The organism is Stenotrophomonas sp., assembly GCF_035634915.1.
Lineage (GTDB): Bacteria > Pseudomonadota > Gammaproteobacteria > Xanthomonadales > Xanthomonadaceae > Stenotrophomonas.
In genome coordinates this window covers 118,059-133,472 of sequence record NZ_DASQCB010000001.1, presented here as the reverse complement: position 1 = coordinate 133,472, position 15,414 = coordinate 118,059, and the positions used below count along the sequence as shown (strand labels likewise).

Genomic DNA, 15,414 nt, shown 5'->3' with positions numbered 1-15,414 from the left:
CGGCGTCCTGCGTCAGACGAACATGCCGCCAGAGGCTTCCACGCGCTGGCCATTGACCCAGCCGGTGGACGGCGACAGCAGCGCCACCACCACCGGACCGATGTCGTCAGGCAGGCCAGCGCGGCCCAGCGCAGTGATCGACGAGACCATGGCGTTCATCTGCGCATCGTCTCGCACGCGGCCGCCGCCGAAATCGGTCTCGATCGCGCCCGGGGCCAGCGTGTTTGCGCTGATCCCGCGCGCGCCCAGTTCCTTGGCCAGGTAACGGGTGAACACTTCGATGCCGCCCTTCATCATCGCGTAGGCCGAACTGCCCGGCAGCGAGAAGCGGGCCAGGCCGCTGGACACGTTGAGGATGCGGCCACCATCGGCGATCAGCGGCAGCAGTGCCTGGGTCAGGAAGTACGGCCCCTTCAGGTGCACGGCCACGGCATGGTCGAACTGCGCTTCGGTGGTTTCGGCGATGGGCGCATACAGGCCTTCACCGGCATTGTTGAGCAGGCCCTGCAGGCCGCTGACGCCCCACTGCTGCAGCGCATCGCGCAGCTGCGTGGCGAAGGCCGGAAACGCCGAGCTGTCGGCCACGTCAAGCGGCAGTGCCAGCGCACGGCGGCCCAGCGCCTGCACCTGCTGCACGACCTGCGTGGCGGCGTCGGCCTGCGAGCGGTAGGTGATGACGATATCGGCACCATCGGCCGCCAGGGCCAGTGCGGCATTGCGGCCCAGGCCGCGGCTGCCACCGGTGATGAGGACGACACGGGAAGAAGTAGTCATGGCACGCACCTGTCTGGGAGGAAGTGTGGCCAGACTATTGGGATTGCCTGCGCACATAAATCGCGCGATCCTGATTTTACTGTTCATTCCAGACGAACAATCAATGGACCGCCTCGACACTCTGCGGGTTTTCCTGCGCGTCACCGAACTGGGCTCCTTCACCCGTGCCGCCGACAGCCTGGGCCTGCCCAAGGCCAGCGTTTCGCAGGCCATCGCCCGCCTGGAAGCCGAGCTGGGCACCCAGCTGCTGCACCGGACCACCCGCCGCGTCCACCTCACCGCCGACGGCGCCCAGCTGCAGCAACGCGCGCATGACCTGCTCGATGACATGGACGAGCTGCAGAACCTGTTCCGGCGCGAAACCAGCGAACTGAGCGGCCGACTGCGGGTGGACATGCCCGGTGGCATGGCCCGCAACCTGGTGATTCCGCAGCTGCCTGCCTTCCTTGCCCTGCACCCGGGGCTGGAAGTCGAGCTGAGTGCCACCGACCGCCGCGTGGACGTGGTGCGCGAAGGCTTCGACTGCGTGCTGCGCGTGGGCACCCTGGACGACAGCAGCCTGATCGCGCGTACGCTGGGGCAGATGCGCATCCTCAACGTGGCCAGCCCGGCCTATCTGGCCGAGCACGGCACGCCCCGGCAGCTGGCCGACCTCGACCAGCACCGGCTGGTGCACTACGTGGGCACGCTGGGACAGCGTTCGCCCGGCTTTGAGTATTTCGATGGCCAGCACTACCGCAGCTGGCCGATGCGCGGCGCACTGACGGTCAACAGCGCCGAGAGCTACAGTGCCGCCGCGCTGGCGGGGCTGGGCATCATCCAGGTGCCGGAAATGGGTGCACGCCAGGCGCTGCGCGACGGCCGCCTGGTGGAAGTGCTGCCTGACTACCCGGCCGAGCCGATGCCGGTCAACCTGGTCTATGCGCAGCGCCGCCATCTGCCGCGCCGCGTCGAAGCGTTCATGACCTGGCTGGCCGGCCTGCTGGCGGCGCAGCTGCAGGGGTAGTGCCGGCCGCTGGCCGGCATCCCCCGCACCGCCCCCGGCATATTCCGCAGGGCATGCCGGACATAAGCAAACTGCATCAGCGCGGGCAGGCGGCGTTCCTACAATGGCCCTTCGTTTCCCTCCCTTCGAGATGCTGCCGATGCGCGCTGCCTTCCCCTTGTTGCTGCTGGCCACGGCACTGACCGCCTGTTCTCCCGCACAGGCGCCGGTGGCGAGCGCGAAGGCCGCCGAGGCCGCGCCGGCTGCGGCCATCGCCTGGCGCCAGGGCGATGTCGACGATGCCTTCAACGAAGCCGCCGAGACCGGCAAGCCGGTGCTGCTGTACTGGGGCGCGGTGTGGTGCCCGCCGTGCAACCAGTTGAAAGCGGGCCTGTTCAAGGATCCGGCCTTCATCGCGCTGACCGGCAAGTTCGTGCCGGTGTACCTGGATGGCGATGAGGAAGGGGCGCAGGCCTGGGGCGAGCGCTTCGGTGTACGCGGCTACCCGACCCTGATCGTGCTCGACCCGCAGCGCAACGAAATCACCCGCGTGGCCGGCGGCAACGATGCCGCCGAACTCACCCGCACCCTGACCGTGGCCGCCAGCCGCCGCAGCGCCGTGGCCGAGACCCTGGCAACTGCCCTGTCGACGCCGGCGACGCTGGGCGCCGAAGACTGGCAGGTGCTGGGCGACTACGGCTGGGAAGTGGACGCCAATCGCCTGGCCGGTGAGCGCAGGACAGATGAAGTGCTGCGCCAGCTGGCCACGGCCGCCCCGGATGCCGCCCTGCAGCGTCGCTTCGCCCTGCTGGCGTTGGCAACTGCCGAGCGCCCAACCACGGCACCGACCGAGGTACGCGAACTGCTGCAGGCTGCACTGGCGCAGCCCACCGAAGTGCGCCGCAACCGCGACTTGCTGGGCTATGCCGGTGCTGGTCTGGTCAAGCAGGCCAGTGCAGGCCCGGCCAGCAGCAACGCGCTGGGCCAGCAGTTGCTGGTGGCCCTGGAGCGCGCGGATGCCGAGCGTGGCAATCGCGCTGACGATGCGTTGTCGCGCGCACTGACCGAAGTCTCGCTGGCCCGCCAGCAGCAGCCCGAAGGTGCACTGCCGGCGGCACTGGTGCAGCGGGTGAAGCAGCGGGTGGCCGCCGCCGATGCCGCGGCCACGGATGCGCACGCGCGCCAGGCGACCATCAGCAGCGCGGCCTATGCCCTGCGCGAAGTGGGCGATGACGCCGCTGCCGAGGCACTGCTGCTGGCCGAGCTGAAGCGCAGCGATCAGCCGTACTACTACATGCCGGAGCTGTCCGAACTGGCCGAACAGCGCGGCGATACCGCCGGTGCGCTGGAATGGCTGAAGCGCGCCTACGAAGGCGCGCAGGGCCCGGCCACCCGCGTGCAGTGGGGCGTGCTGTACGTTGAAGGCCTGCTGCGGCTGGCCCCGGACGATGCCCCGCGCATCGAACAGGCCACCGATGCCTTGATTGCCGAGCTGCAGGCGCAGCCGTCGGGCTACCACCAGCGCACGAAGCAACGTTTCGAGCGGCTGGCGGTGCAGTTGAAGGCCTGGGGTGGCAAGCACCAGGGCGCTGAGACGCTGGCGCGGTTGCAGCAGCGGATGCAGCAGGCGTGTGGCGAGCAGAGCGACGGCGCGTGCCGCGGTTGGTTGAGCTGAGTTTGATTTGAAAGCGCTGGCGGGTTGGTGCGATGCCCGGCGCTTTTGTTGATACGTGTGGGAGGGGGCGGGGGCCGCTGGTCAGGACACGCAAAAGCCCCTCCATGGTGCTCGATGGCGCCATCCATGGCGCCAACGGTCCTGCCCAGCGGCCCCCGCCCCCTCCAGACAGTTTCCTGCGAGCGCGGGCAGCGCATCACCGCGCCGGTGAGGATTCGGGTAGTGCCGGCCGCTGGCCGGCAATCCGACCCTCCCTGATTCCCGGCCAGCGGCCGGCACTACCAATCCGCTTTGCTTTTGCATTTGCTTTTGCATTTGCCTTTGAATCCACCTCCGCGCCGGCGCGTGAAACTGTCCGGCAGGGGCGGATGGGTCAGCGCAGGACCGTTGGCGCCATGGATGGCGCCATCGAGCCCCCAAGGATGGGTTTACGGCGTGTCCTGCGCTGACCCATCCGCCCCTGCACCACGAAAAGAATCAAAGCGCCATCAGCGCACGCTTTCCAATCCACCCTTGACCTCAACCAAAGTTGAGGTGCGACAACAGTCTCCACGAGGCCAACCCCCTGGCCAACCCCACGGAGACTGTTGCAATGCCCTACTCGCTTCCCGCCCTGCCCTACGCCTACGACGCCCTGGAACCGCACTTCGATGCGCGCACCATGGAGATCCACCACGGCAAGCACCACCAGACCTACATCAACAACCTCAACGCCGCACTGGAACAGGCCGGCATCGCCGACACCCCGGTGGAATCGCTGATCGCCGACCTGGATGCGCTTCCCGAGTCCGTGCGCGGCGCGGTGCGCAACAACGGTGGCGGCCACGCCAATCACAGCCTGTTCTGGACCGTGCTCAGCCCGGCCGGCGGCGCGCCGGATGCCGGACTGGCAGCCGCCATCGACCGCGATCTCGGCGGTTTCGCAGCCTTCAAGGACGCCTTCAGCAAGGCCGCGCAGACCCGCTTCGGCAGCGGCTGGGCATGGCTGACCACCGATGACGGCGGACACCTTCGGGTCGAGAGCAGCGCCAACCAGGACAGCCCATTGATGGGAGCTGCGGTCGGCCTGTCCGGCAATACACCGATCCTGGCGTTGGATGTCTGGGAGCACGCCTACTACCTGCACTACCAGAACCGTCGCCCCGACTACATCGGTGCGTTCTTCAACATCATCGACTGGGCCGAGGTCGGCCGCCGCTACCGCCAGGCGCTCGCCTGATGGACGCCGGCGGCAGTGCCTATGCCGGGCCATGGGCGGGGATCTTCCCTGCCCCGGCGCCGGCGCCCTCGGTGGACCTGCCGCCGCGCGCCCTGCGCCGGTTGCTCGGCCACTACCCGACCGGCGTGGCCATCGTCACCGCACGCGACGCGCAGGGACACCCGCACGGGCTGACCATCAACTCGTTCGTGCCGGTCTCGCTGCAGCCGCCGCTGGTGCTGTGGAACCTGGCCCTGCACGCGAAGAGCCTGCGCGTGTTCCAGCATGCGCCCCGTTTCACTCTCAGCGTACTGGGAGCCAGGCAGGAAGCCCTGGCACGACGCTTCGCCGATCCGAGCGTGCGTGATCGTTTCAACGGCGTGCCGTTGCTGGAAGGCGAAGAAGCTACACCGCCGCGCATCGCCGGTGCGGTCGCACACCTGTCCTGCAGCCGCCACGCGCAGTGGCCGGTGGGCGACCACCTGCTGCTGGCCGGTCGCATCATCGAGGTGCACGAAACCGGCGGCGCACCCCTGCTGTTCCATCGCGGCCGCTTCCTGCCCGGGCCACTTGAACACCTGCATGAGGTACAGCCATGAACATCGAAGCACTGGAGGCCATGCTCGCCAGCGGCAAGGACAGCGCGCTGCTGCGCTTCGGCCTGGGCAAGAGCTGGCTGGACGCCGGCCAGCCCGTGCACGCCGCCACCCACCTGGCGCGCTGCGTGGCGCTGGATCCGGATTACTCAGCGGCGTGGAAGCTGCTCGGCAAGGCCTGGTTGGCCGGTGGCCAGCCGCAGGCGGCGCGTGCGGCGTGGCAGCGCGGGCTCAGCGTGGCCGGCAGCAAGGGCGACCAGCAGGCGCGCCGGGAAATGCAGGTGTTCCTGCGCCGGCTGGACCGCGCCCCGCAGGACGGCGATCCGCCGGTTGTGCTGGCCAAAGCCAGCTGAAACCCTCAGCCCGCGTTGGCGGGCGCCGGTGCCGGCAGGATGTCCGGCATCGGCAGGCGGCGCGGTTTGCTCGGGAAAGCGTGGCGCAGGATGCGCCAGACCACCTGCGCGAACTGGCGCGGCAGCGAGCCGTTGTTGTAGTGCTGGCCGTAGCGGCGGCAGATCTCCTTCACTTCCTTGGCGATGGCTGCATAGCGGTTGGCCGGCAGGTCCGGGTAGAAGTGGTGCTCGATCTGGTGGCTGAGGTTGCCCGACAGCACGTTGATGATGAAGCCGCCGCTGATGTTCGAAGAACCGCGCAGCTGGCGCAGGTACCAGTGGCCGCGCGATTCATTGCGCAGGCATTCCTTCGGGAAGGTTTCCGATTCGGCGGTGAAGTGGCCGCAGAAGATGATCACGTAGGTCCAGACATTGCGCATGCCGTTGGCAACCAGGTTGCCCAGCATCACCGGCAGGAAGAACGGACCGGCCAGCAGCGGGAAGAACACGTAATCCTTCAGCACCTGACGGACCATCTTGCGTGCCACCGGGCGGGTCTGCAGCCACATCGCGCGGCTGCTGATGCGCCCCTTGAACCAGCGGCCCAGGCGCAGGTCCTGCGCGGCCACGCCCCACTGGAACAGCAGCGCGAAGATCGGCGCGATGATCGGCTGCATCAGGTAGAACGGCGACCAGCGCTGTTCCGGGAAGATGCGCAGCAGGCCGTAGCCGATGTCATCGTCCATGCCACGCACGTTGGTGTAGGTGTGGTGGCGGAAATTGTGGGTCTTGCGCCAGTTGTCGCCGGTGGCAACGATGTCCCACTCATAGGTGTTGCCGTTGAGCTTGGGATCGCCGGTCCAGTCGTACTGGCCGTGCATCACGTTATGGCCCAGCTCCATGTTTTCCAGGATCTTGGCCAGCGCCAGCAGCAGGGTGCCGGCGATGCAGGCCGGCCACAGCAGCGGCGCCCAGAACAGCGGCGAAAACGCGCCAAGGAACAGCAGGCCACGGCCCAGCACGCCAGACCAGCGCACGGCGGCGGCCACGCGGCGGATGTAGCGGGTGTCGGAGGCGCCGAGGCTGCCCAAGATACGATCGCGGATCGCGTCGAGCTCGGCACCGAAGGCGTTCATCTCGGCGGGGCTCAGGGCACGGTCGGAAGCGCGGGTCATGGCAGCAGGTCCTCAGAGATCCAAAGTCAGGTCGGTGGTCGGTGCGCTCACGCAGATCCGCACCGGCTGCGCCGTCTCGGACTGCATTTCACCGGTGCGCAGGTGACGGGTGGTGCCACTGACGCGATCGCAGGTGCAGGTATTGCAGATCCCCATGCGGCAGCCGTGCCTGGGCTTGATGCTCTGGGCTTCCAGGCTTTCCAGCAGCGAACGGCCACGGGCAACCTTCAACTGGCGGCCGCTGCGGGCCAGGGTCAGGGCGATCTCACCGGCGCTGTCGGCATCGTTGAGCGGTGCCGGCGGGGTAAACGCCTCGGCCTGGAAGCCGGCCACCTGGTGCACCAGGCGTTGGCGCGCGGCGGCAACGAAGCCATCCGGGCCACAGGCCAGCACGTGGCGCTGCGCCAGCGGCGTGTCATCGCCGGCCACGGCCAGCGAATGGGTATCGATGCGCGCGGCCGGAACCTCGCCTTCGCGGGTGGTCAGCAGGTGCACGCGCAGGTTCGGGTTCGCTGCGGCCAGCGCCTGCAGTTCATCACGGAACTGGAAGGCGGCCGCGTTGCGTTCCCAGTAGAACAGGTCCACCGGCGCGGCCAGCGGTCGCTGGCAGGCCTCGCGCAGCAGGCTGCGCATCGGGGTGATGCCACTGCCTGCGGCCAGCAACAGCACCGGCGCGGCGGCCGGCATATGGAAATCGCCGAAGGCCGCGTCCAGGCGGAACAGATCGCCCGGCTTGGCATGGTGGACCAGGTGCTGGCTGATGGTGCCGCCCTCCACCGCCTTGACAGTGATGGCCAGCTCGCGGCGGCCCAGCGCGGTCGGGCTGTAGCTGCGGCGCAATACGCGCCCTTCAAGCTCCACACCCAGGGTGATGTGCTGGCCGGCGCGCATGCCGGCCCAGTGCCGGTTGCAGCGCAGGACCAGGGTAGCGGCACCCTCGCCGGCCGGCTCGCGCCGGACCAGGCGGGCCAGGGGCTCGCGCAGGGTCCACAACGGATTCAGCTGGCCCGCCCAGAAATCGAACAGCGACGGCGAGAGCCAGCGGTACGGGGAAAACAGGGACGGACGGATCACAGCGCTCATGGGCGCACTATACGGCCGCACATACACCTGTGTATACATGTGTATATTGAACCGGATTGGGTATGATTCAGCCTCGTCCCCCCGGAAGTCCCATGGCCGCCGCCACCGCCCTGACGCCGCCCGAAGATGCCAACAGCCCGGCCCGCCGTACGGTGAGCCGCGAGGACCTGCTGGCCGCTGCCCTGAAACTGATCGGCCCGCACCGCAGCCTGTCCACGCTGAGCCTGCGCGAAGTCGCGCGCGAAGCAGGCATTGCCCCGAACAGTTTCTACCGGCAGTTCCGCGACATGGACGAACTGGCCGTGGCCCTGATCGATGTGGCCGGCCGCTCGTTGCGCACGATCATCGGCGAGGCCCGCCAGCGCGCCACCTCCAGCGCGACCAGCGTGGTGCGCGTGTCGATGGAGACCTTCATGGAACAGCTGCGCGCCGACGACAAGCTGCTGCACGTGCTGCTGCGCGAAGGCGCGGTGGGCTCGGATGACTTCAAGCACGCCGTCGAACGCGAACTGCACTACTTCGAAGAAGAACTGCAGCACGACCTGGTGCGCCTGGCCGCACTGGACGGCGCCAAGCTCTACAAGCCGGAGCTGGTGGCCACCGCCATCACCCGGCTGGTGTTCGCCATGGGTGCCACCGCGATGGACCAGCCGCCGGAGAAAGACCCGGAGCTGGTCGAACAGATTTCCACGATGATCCGCATGATCATCGTCGGCGCCCGCACCCCCGCCGCCTTCCGCCGCGGCAGGTAAGCGCCGGGGTCGGATCCGTTGCCACGGGAAACGGCTCTGACCCCATGCCGACCAGCGGTCGGCCGGCGGCCAGTAGATCCACGCCATGCGTGGATGAAATCTGTCAGATATCGAACGAATTCATCCACGCATGGCGTGGATCTACTTAGAAGCCCCGCCCTCAGCCTTGCGCACGAACGCCTCGAACAGCGCCAGCGTCTGCTCGCTTACATGATGCTCGATGCCCTCGGCATCACGCCGCGCCGTATCCGGATCCACGCCCAGCGCCAACAGAAAGCGCTCCACGGTCTGGTGCCGCTCGCGGCTGGCATGGGCCAGCGCCTCGCCTTCCGGCGTCAGGAACACACCCCGGTAGGGACGCTGCACCACCCAGCCATCCCGCGCCAGGCGCCGCAGCATCTTCGCCACCGTCGGCTGGGCCACGCCCAGCCGGGTGGCGATATCGACCTGGCGTGCTTCACCGCCGTCGGCCAGCAGGTCGGAAATCAGCTCCACGTAGTCCTCGACCAGCTCCATCCTGTGGGCTTCGCGCACCTGCCGGAAGCTCTCGACCTGGCGCTCGGCCTCGATCAAGGGGGGATTCTTTGCCGATGTCGAAGCGCCTGTCTTGCCCACGCGAGTGCCTGTCCTGCCGATGACTTCCGGATCTGAACCTGAATTCTGGACCAGTGACGCAGCAAAGACGATTGTTTCACATTGCTAATGGATATAGCCGTGGCTATATTACAGCCATGAACACCGTCGCGCCTTCCGACTCCCCGGCCGCCCCCGCAGCCAGCCTGGGCGCGCTCAACGCCTCGGTGGCCGTGCCCGACAAGGGCCACTGGTGGTTCCGCCTGCTGGCCTTCCTCGGCCCCGGCTACATGGTCTCGGTGGGCTACATGGACCCGGGCAACTGGGCGACCGACCTCGCGGGTGGTTCGCGCTTTGGCTACCTGCTGCTCTCGGTCATCCTCATTTCCAACCTGATGGCGGTGATCCTGCAGGCGCTGTCGGCGCGGCTGGGCATCGCCACCGGCATGGACCTGGCCCAGGCCTGCCGCGCCCGCTATCCGAAACCGGTCAACCTGGCGCTGTGGGCACTGTGCGAGGCAGCAATCATCGCCTGTGACCTGGCCGAGGTGATCGGCACCGCCATCGCCCTGAAGCTGCTGTTCGACCTGCCGCTGCTGTGGGGTGCGGTGATCACCGCGCTGGACACGCTGCTGGTGCTGCTGCTGATGAACCGCGGCTTCCGTGCATTGGAAGCCTTCGTCATCGCCCTGCTGATGATCATCTTCGGCTGTTTCATGGTGCAGATCGCGCTGGCCGCACCGCCGGTGATGGAGGTGCTGGGCGGGTTCATTCCGCGTGCGCAGGTGGTCACCGATCCGCACGCGCTGTACATCGCCATCGGCATCATTGGCGCCACGGTGATGCCACATAACCTGTACCTGCATTCGTCCATCGTGCAGACCCGCGCCTACCCGCGCACCGATGAAGGCCGCCGCAGTGCGCTGCGCTGGGCGGTGACCGACAGCACCATCGCGCTGACCCTGGCGCTGTTCATCAACGCCAGCATCCTGATCCTGGCAGCGGCGGTATTCCACGCCAACGGGCGCTTGGATGTGGAGGACATCGAGCAGGCGCACCAGCTGCTGGCACCGATGCTGGGCGTGGGCCTGGCCTCGACCCTGTTCGCGGTTGCCCTGCTCGCCTCGGGCCTGAATTCCACGGTGACCGCCACTCTGGCCGGGCAGATCGTGATGGAAGGTTTCCTGCATCTGCGGCTGCCGCCGTGGCTGCGGCGCCTGATCACCCGTGCGCTGGCAATCATTCCGGTGGTGGTGGTGATCCTGCTGTTCGGCGACCAGGGCGCGGTGAAGCTGCTGGTGCTGAGCCAGGTGGTGCTGTCCATGCAGCTGCCGTTTGCCATCATTCCGCTGGTGCGGCTGGTGACCGACAAGGCGACGATGGGCGCACTGGTGGCGCCCCGCTGGCTGGGCAGTGTCGCCTGGGTGATCGCCCTGGTGATCGTGGCGCTGAACGTGAAGCTGCTGGTGGATACCTTCGCCGGCCAGTAGATCCACGCCATGCGTGGATGCCTTTTATCACGCACCGCGCGAACGGCAGCCGAGCATGGGCTCGGCTCTACAAGTGCAACGCGATCGCGGCTTCAATCTGCTGCGGCGACTGGAACCCGGCCAACCGCTGCCGCTCGTCGCCATCGCGGAACAACGACAAGGTCGGCGTCTGCCGCAGCCCCAGCTCGCGGAAGAAGGCTTCGCCCAGCACCTCCAGCTGCACGCGCAGGAGGGTCGTACCCTGTCCTGCCACGCTGTTGGCCACGCGGTGCAGCGACATTTCCAGCATCCGGCAGCCCGGACACTGGTCCTTGTGGAAATCCACCAGCACCCGCGGGTGTTCGGCCAGCAGCTGCTGGAACTGCTCAGGCGTGGTGGCGTCGATGATCTGCATCGTGATTGCTCCAGTAATGGGCCAGGACCGCATCAGTCCAGGCGTCGATGGCCGCGGCATCGCGTGCGCCATGCGGCATCTGTTCGATCTCCAGCGGTGGGTAGCCGCTGTTGAAGTAGCGGGTCAGCCGGTGCACGGCGCCGCAGTAGTACTCCTGCCCCCACTGCGTCTCACCGGTGCCGAACACCGCCAGCTGGCGCGGACGCTGGCCACGCTCGGCAATGCCGGCCACCCAGGCCTTCATCTCCGCAGGCGTGCGCCCGGCGTTGTCGGTCCAGCTGCCCAGCAGCACCAGGTCGGCCTCATCGGCGGCCAGGGTTTCGACCGATCGCAGGTCGTCAACCTCCTGCCAGTACACCGAATGCCCGGCCGTCTGGCAGCGCGCGCGGATGTGACGACCCAGTTCGCGGGTATTGCCACTGAGCGAGGCCACCACCAGCAGGATGCGCAGCGCCACGCCGCGCTCAGAGGTCGTCGAAACCGTTGTCGACGTTGGTCTTCTTGTAGCTGGCATTGCGCATCTCAAAGAAGTCAGTCTTGGTCTCGGTGAAGTTGTCAGCGTAGGCCTTGATCCACGGCATCACGTTGTCGGTGGTATCGCTGTACAGCCGCTCGATGCCGAGCATGCCGGCCATCTTGTTGGCGCGGTACTTCACGTAGCGCACCATTTCCTCCACGTCGATGCCGTCGATGCCGTCGAGCACCTCCGACGACCATTGGGTTTCCAGCGCGATCGCATGCTCGAACGCTTCATGCACGTACGCGGTCAGCTCGTTGGTCTGCAGCTCCGGGTTCTCGCCGATGATGGCGCGGATCAGTTCACTGATGAACTTGGTGTGGGCCAGCTCGTCGCGGTTGATGAAGCTGATGATCTTGCCGGTACCGGTCATGCGGTTCTGCCGCACCATGTTGTAGAAGTACGCAAAGCCGGAATAGAAGTTGATCCCCTCCAGGATCGACGACTGGATCAGCGACTTCAACAGGGTCTCGGCGGTCTTCTCGCGCATGAAATCGTCATAGGCCCCCATGATCGGTGCGTTGCGCTTGATGATGGTCGGGTGCGTGCGCGCGATCTCGAAGATGCGGTTCTGGTTGGGCAGGTCGGTGATCGAGGCCAGCACGTAGCTGTAGCTCTCGTTGTGGATCACTTCCTGCTGGCCGATGATCGCCGCGTTGGCATGCGCGGCCGGGTCGGTGATGTACTCGGCCACGTTGTAGATGAAGCGGGTCTGCGGCGAATCGAGCGTGGCCAGCAGGCCGATGATCGAGTCGTAGGCGTTCTTCTCGCGACCGGACAGCTCACCGTACTGGCGCGCGTCCAGCTTCATGTCCACCTCGTCGGGGATCCAGAAGTTGGTCGATAGTTCCTTGTAGGCCCGATAGAACGACGGGTATGGGATGTCGTTCCAGTTGAGGATGCCGCTGGTGCGGCCGTTGATGATGCCGGTGCTGCGGTTGGGGTGGCGCGGTTCGAGGATCTTGATGCGGTCGAGGGGGGTTGCCATGGTGGTCTGCCTTCGGATTACATGCGTTGCATCTGTAGAGCCGAGCCCATGCTCGGCTGCGTTGCGCTTGAGCCGAGCGTGGGCCCGGCTCTACAGGATTCGCAGCGGTCAGCTGGAGCACCACTCGCATTCGCTGATGTCGATGTCGTTGGAGCGTACGTAGTAGGTGGTCTTCAGGCCCTCGCGCCAGGCGCTCAGGTGCAGCTCCAGCAGCGTGCTGGCGCGGATGGTGCTGGGCACGTAGAGGTTGAAGCTGATCGCCTGGTCGACGTGGCGCTGGCGGCGGGCGTTCTGCCGCACGCTGGCGAACTGGTCGACCTTGTAGGCACCCTTCTCGTAGTAGGGCCACGTCTCCAGCGACAGCCCCGGTGCAGCGACAGGCCTGCGGAAGTCCTTCTTCTCCTCGTAGTAGAACGCGCTGTAGATCGGGTCGATCGATGCGGTGGAACCAGCGATCTGCGCGGTGCTCATGTTCGGCGCCACCGCCAGCAGCCAGCCATTGCGCAGGCCATGCGTTGCGACCTCGCGGGCCAGGCTGTCCCAGCCCGCGGCCTCGTAGCGGCGGTCACGGAAGTAGGCGCCGGTCTGCCAGTCGCTGCCAGCGAACATCGGGTAGCTGCCCTTCTCCTTCGCCAGCTGCGCGCTGGCCTGGATGGTCAGGAAGTTGATGCGCTCGAACAGCGTGTCCGACAGCGCCTCGGCTTCGGGCGTTTCCCAGTGGATGCCCTGCTGGGCCAGCAGGTGGTGCCAGCCGAAGGTACCCAGACCGATGGCGCGGTACTTGCGATTGGTGATGGTGGCCTGCGGCACCGGCAGCGCGTTGAGGTCGATCACGTTGTCGAGCATGCGCACCTGGATCGGGATCAGGCGCTCCAGCACGTCCTTGGCCAGCAGATCGTCCGGCGCGGTGATCGCCCGGCCGAGGTTGATCGAGGACAGGTTGCAGACCACGAAATCACCGGCGCGGCGCGTGGTGACGATCTGGTCGCCGCTGACGATCTCCTGGATCATCCGCGTCGGGCTCATGTTCTGCAGGATCTCGGTACACAGGTTGCTGGAGTACACCATGCCCGCATGCTTGTTCGGGTTCCTGCGGTTCACTTCATCGCGGTAGAACAGGAACGGGTTGCCGGTTTCCAGCTGGCTGACCATGATCCGCTTGAACAGGTCGATGGCCCGCACGGTGCGGCGGCTGATGCGCTCGTCACCCACCAGTTCGGCATAGCGGTCACGGAAGCTGCCCGCGCCCCGCGTCTCGTCGTAGAAGTCCTGCAGGTACCAGCCCTTGGCCTGCTTCACCTCGTGCGGGTCGAACAGGTACCAGTCGGCGCGGCGCTCCACCGCCTCCATGAACAGGTCCGGCACGCACACCGCCGTGAACACGTCATGCGCGCGCAGCCGCTGGTCGCCATTGTTCAGGCGCAGATCGAGGAAGGCCTCGATGTCGCGGTGCCAGATGTCCAGGTACACCGCCACCGCGCCCTTGCGCTGGCCGAGCTGGTCGACCGACACGGCGGTGTTGTTGAGCTGCTTGATCCATGGCACCACGCCGCCGGAGGAATTGGGCACGCCACGGATCGGCGCGCCGCTGCTGCGCACGTAGCCCAGATACGCACCGACGCCGCCGCCATGCTTGGACACGCGGGCGATATCGGTATTGGAGTCATAGATGCCCTGCAGGCTGTCATCCACCGTGTCGATGAAGCAGCTGGAGAGCTGGCCGCCGACCTTGCCGGCGTTGGCCAGCGTGGGCGTAGCCACGGTCATGTACAGGTTGGACAGCGCCCAATAGGCCTCGCCCACCAGCTGCATGCGGCGGACGCGCCCGCTTTCACCAGGCCCGCCCTCGTCCTGCATCAGGTACAGGGCGATGGTCAGCCAGCGCTCCTGCGGCAGTTCGTACACCTCGCGGCTGCCATCAGTGGCGAGGTAGCGCGTGGCCAGCAGGTACAGGCCGTTGTAGGCGAACAGCCGGTCGCGCTCGGGGTCGATCATCTGCCCGGCCTGCTGCAGTTCATCCTTCGAATAGCAGCGCAGGATGTCGTTGCTGTACACGCCGCGGTCGGCCAGGCTTTCCTGCAGGCCCACATAGGAACCGTACTTCAGGCTGACATCGTAGAAGCGGTTGCGGCTGGCGCGCTTGTACAGCCGGCGCAGGTACAGCCGTGCAGCAAACTGCTCCCATTCCGGGGCCACCAGGTCCACGCGCGATTCCGCCTCACGGATCAGCAGGTCGACCAGGTCATCGGCGCTGATGCTGGGCTTGCGCTCGACCATCGCCTGCACCACGCGGCGGTAGTCGCTGACGTCCAGCTGTGGGAACTCGGCATGCACGCCGTCGATGCTGCGCTGCAGGCGCTCCGCCTCGAACGGCAGGCGGCGGTTGCCGGCTTCCTTGGTGATCCAGGTGGGCACACGTTCGCCACCGGCGCGCATGGCGTCGCCGGCGCCGGCCAGATCGGCCGCGCGGTAGGTACTGTCGGTCATTGTCCTGCGTCTCCAGGCACGCACGCCTCGAAGCGTCGATGCCATGGCGGCCCTGCGCGCGATACCGGCACACGGGGCGGTCGGGTGGTGTGCCATTGCGCGGGAACGTCAGACCGTCGGCAATGCGCCTGCGCCTGCGGCCGGTATCCGGGCCGTGGGGGCGATCTGCGTCCGCACGATGGCGGCCGCGTCGACACGGCAAGCCTTCAGGGGCGGGCCGCGGGACGTTTGCTGCATGTCCGGCGGCGGCGGCTGACCGGGAGTGACGGCCACAACATAGTGGGGATGTTGCAGATCGTCAACACAAGATGCGGTGATGAACAGATTCCGCGACGATCCGTCGCAGGATGCCGTGTTGCACCACCAGTGCCTTGTCGAGCGCGCGCCCATCCCCA

Annotated in this window: 15 protein-coding genes; 7 read left to right on the top strand and 8 right to left on the bottom strand. The window is 67.0% G+C overall.

All coding sequences use genetic code 11. The annotated features are described in order from the left end of the window. Positions 1-12: 12 nt before the first annotated feature. Positions 13-774, bottom strand: coding sequence for an SDR family NAD(P)-dependent oxidoreductase (locus tag VER16_RS00605; protein ID WP_324804931.1), 762 nt, complete (start codon positions 772-774; stop codon positions 13-15). 37 nt (positions 775-811) lie between these two features. Here VER16_RS00605 and VER16_RS00600 point away from each other — a divergent pair, with 37 nt between their 5' ends. The 5 genes from VER16_RS00600 to VER16_RS00580 all read left to right on the top strand — a co-directional run bounded on the left by VER16_RS00600 (position 812) and on the right by VER16_RS00580 (position 5,581). Then, positions 812-1,780: a LysR family transcriptional regulator gene (locus VER16_RS00600; RefSeq protein WP_414715999.1), complete on the top strand. Its 969-nt coding sequence runs from the start codon at positions 812-814 to the stop codon at positions 1,778-1,780. 130 nt (positions 1,781-1,910) lie between these two features. Beyond that, the gene (locus VER16_RS00595) at positions 1,911-3,434 is read left to right on the top strand and encodes a thioredoxin family protein (RefSeq protein ID WP_324805058.1); all 1,524 of its coding nucleotides are present in this window, start codon (positions 1,911-1,913) and stop codon (positions 3,432-3,434) included. A gap of 592 nt (positions 3,435-4,026) precedes the next feature. Then, positions 4,027-4,653 carry a superoxide dismutase gene (locus tag VER16_RS00590; protein WP_324804928.1) on the top strand — a complete coding sequence of 209 codons (627 nt, stop codon included), beginning with the start codon at positions 4,027-4,029 and terminating at the stop codon, positions 4,651-4,653. Next, positions 4,653-5,231: a flavin reductase family protein gene (locus VER16_RS00585; RefSeq protein ID WP_324804927.1), complete on the top strand. Its 579-nt coding sequence runs from the start codon at positions 4,653-4,655 to the stop codon at positions 5,229-5,231. The genes VER16_RS00590 and VER16_RS00585 overlap by 1 nt, the downstream gene beginning before the upstream one ends. Next, complete coding sequence (locus VER16_RS00580; protein ID WP_324804926.1) at positions 5,228-5,581, top strand: tetratricopeptide repeat protein; 354 nt, start codon at positions 5,228-5,230, stop codon at positions 5,579-5,581. The genes VER16_RS00585 and VER16_RS00580 overlap by 4 nt, the downstream gene beginning before the upstream one ends. A 5-nt stretch (positions 5,582-5,586) precedes the next feature. On the opposite strand, the gene VER16_RS00575 is transcribed toward VER16_RS00580, so the two are convergent. Beyond that, entirely contained in the window at positions 5,587-6,735 is a 1,149-nt protein-coding gene (locus VER16_RS00575; RefSeq protein WP_324804925.1) for an acyl-CoA desaturase, read from the bottom strand. A 12-nt stretch (positions 6,736-6,747) separates the two neighbouring features. After that, positions 6,748-7,818 (bottom strand): ferredoxin reductase, encoded by a 1,071-nt coding sequence (locus VER16_RS00570; RefSeq protein ID WP_324804924.1) that lies wholly within the window; start codon positions 7,816-7,818, stop codon positions 6,748-6,750. 92 nt (positions 7,819-7,910) lie between these two features. On the opposite strand from VER16_RS00570, the gene fabR reads away from it, so the two are divergent. Further along, positions 7,911-8,570, top strand: a complete 660-nt coding sequence (gene fabR / locus VER16_RS00565) for an HTH-type transcriptional repressor FabR (protein WP_324804922.1) — start codon at positions 7,911-7,913, stop codon at positions 8,568-8,570. 141 nt (positions 8,571-8,711) lie between these two features. Here the strand turns inward: fabR and mntR are convergent, their stop codons facing one another. Beyond that, a complete protein-coding gene (gene mntR, locus VER16_RS00560) occupies positions 8,712-9,185 on the bottom strand; it encodes a manganese-binding transcriptional regulator MntR (RefSeq protein WP_324804921.1) in 474 nt (157 codons plus the stop codon). Positions 9,186-9,301: 116 nt separating this feature from the next. Between mntR and VER16_RS00555 the strand changes: the two genes are divergently transcribed. Then, positions 9,302-10,633, top strand: a complete 1,332-nt coding sequence (locus VER16_RS00555) for an Nramp family divalent metal transporter (protein WP_324804920.1) — start codon at positions 9,302-9,304, stop codon at positions 10,631-10,633. A 67-nt stretch (positions 10,634-10,700) separates the two neighbouring features. Here VER16_RS00555 and VER16_RS00550 read toward each other — a convergent pair whose 3' ends face one another. The 4 genes from VER16_RS00550 to VER16_RS00535 form a co-directional block, all read right to left on the bottom strand. Further along, positions 10,701-11,027, bottom strand: a complete 327-nt coding sequence (locus VER16_RS00550) for a thioredoxin family protein (protein ID WP_150454143.1) — start codon at positions 11,025-11,027, stop codon at positions 10,701-10,703. Next, complete coding sequence (locus tag VER16_RS00545) at positions 10,999-11,478, bottom strand: flavodoxin (protein ID WP_324805057.1); 480 nt, start codon at positions 11,476-11,478, stop codon at positions 10,999-11,001. Before VER16_RS00545 ends, VER16_RS00550 begins: the two co-directional genes overlap by 29 nt. Before the next feature lie 13 nt (positions 11,479-11,491). Next, positions 11,492-12,532, bottom strand: a complete 1,041-nt coding sequence (locus tag VER16_RS00540; RefSeq protein ID WP_324804919.1) for a ribonucleotide-diphosphate reductase subunit beta — start codon at positions 12,530-12,532, stop codon at positions 11,492-11,494. Positions 12,533-12,640: 108 nt separating this feature from the next. Then, positions 12,641-14,968 carry a ribonucleoside-diphosphate reductase subunit alpha gene (locus tag VER16_RS00535; protein ID WP_324805056.1) on the bottom strand — a complete coding sequence of 776 codons (2,328 nt, stop codon included), beginning with the start codon at positions 14,966-14,968 and terminating at the stop codon, positions 12,641-12,643. Positions 14,969-15,414 lie beyond the last annotated feature (446 nt).

What these genes read in the sequence shown, in the direction of transcription:
- VER16_RS00605 (WP_324804931.1), bottom strand. Translation starts at nt 774, where the DNA reads ATGACTACTTCTTCCCGTGTCGTCCTCATCACCGGTGGCAGCCGCGGC.
- VER16_RS00595 (WP_324805058.1), top strand. Translation starts at nt 1,911, where the DNA reads ATGCTGCCGATGCGCGCTGCCTTCCCCTTGTTGCTGCTGGCCACGGCA.
- VER16_RS00590 (WP_324804928.1), top strand. Translation starts at nt 4,027, where the DNA reads ATGCCCTACTCGCTTCCCGCCCTGCCCTACGCCTACGACGCCCTGGAA.
- VER16_RS00585 (WP_324804927.1), top strand. Translation starts at nt 4,653, where the DNA reads ATGGACGCCGGCGGCAGTGCCTATGCCGGGCCATGGGCGGGGATCTTC.
- VER16_RS00580 (WP_324804926.1), top strand. Translation starts at nt 5,228, where the DNA reads ATGAACATCGAAGCACTGGAGGCCATGCTCGCCAGCGGCAAGGACAGC.
- VER16_RS00575 (WP_324804925.1), bottom strand. Translation starts at nt 6,735, where the DNA reads ATGACCCGCGCTTCCGACCGTGCCCTGAGCCCCGCCGAGATGAACGCC.
- VER16_RS00570 (WP_324804924.1), bottom strand. Translation starts at nt 7,818, where the DNA reads ATGAGCGCTGTGATCCGTCCGTCCCTGTTTTCCCCGTACCGCTGGCTC.
- fabR (WP_324804922.1), top strand. Translation starts at nt 7,911, where the DNA reads ATGGCCGCCGCCACCGCCCTGACGCCGCCCGAAGATGCCAACAGCCCG.
- VER16_RS00555 (WP_324804920.1), top strand. Translation starts at nt 9,302, where the DNA reads ATGAACACCGTCGCGCCTTCCGACTCCCCGGCCGCCCCCGCAGCCAGC.
- VER16_RS00550 (WP_150454143.1), bottom strand. Translation starts at nt 11,027, where the DNA reads ATGCAGATCATCGACGCCACCACGCCTGAGCAGTTCCAGCAGCTGCTG.
- VER16_RS00540 (WP_324804919.1), bottom strand. Translation starts at nt 12,532, where the DNA reads ATGGCAACCCCCCTCGACCGCATCAAGATCCTCGAACCGCGCCACCCC.
- VER16_RS00535 (WP_324805056.1), bottom strand. Translation starts at nt 14,968, where the DNA reads ATGCGCGCCGGTGGCGAACGTGTGCCCACCTGGATCACCAAGGAAGCC.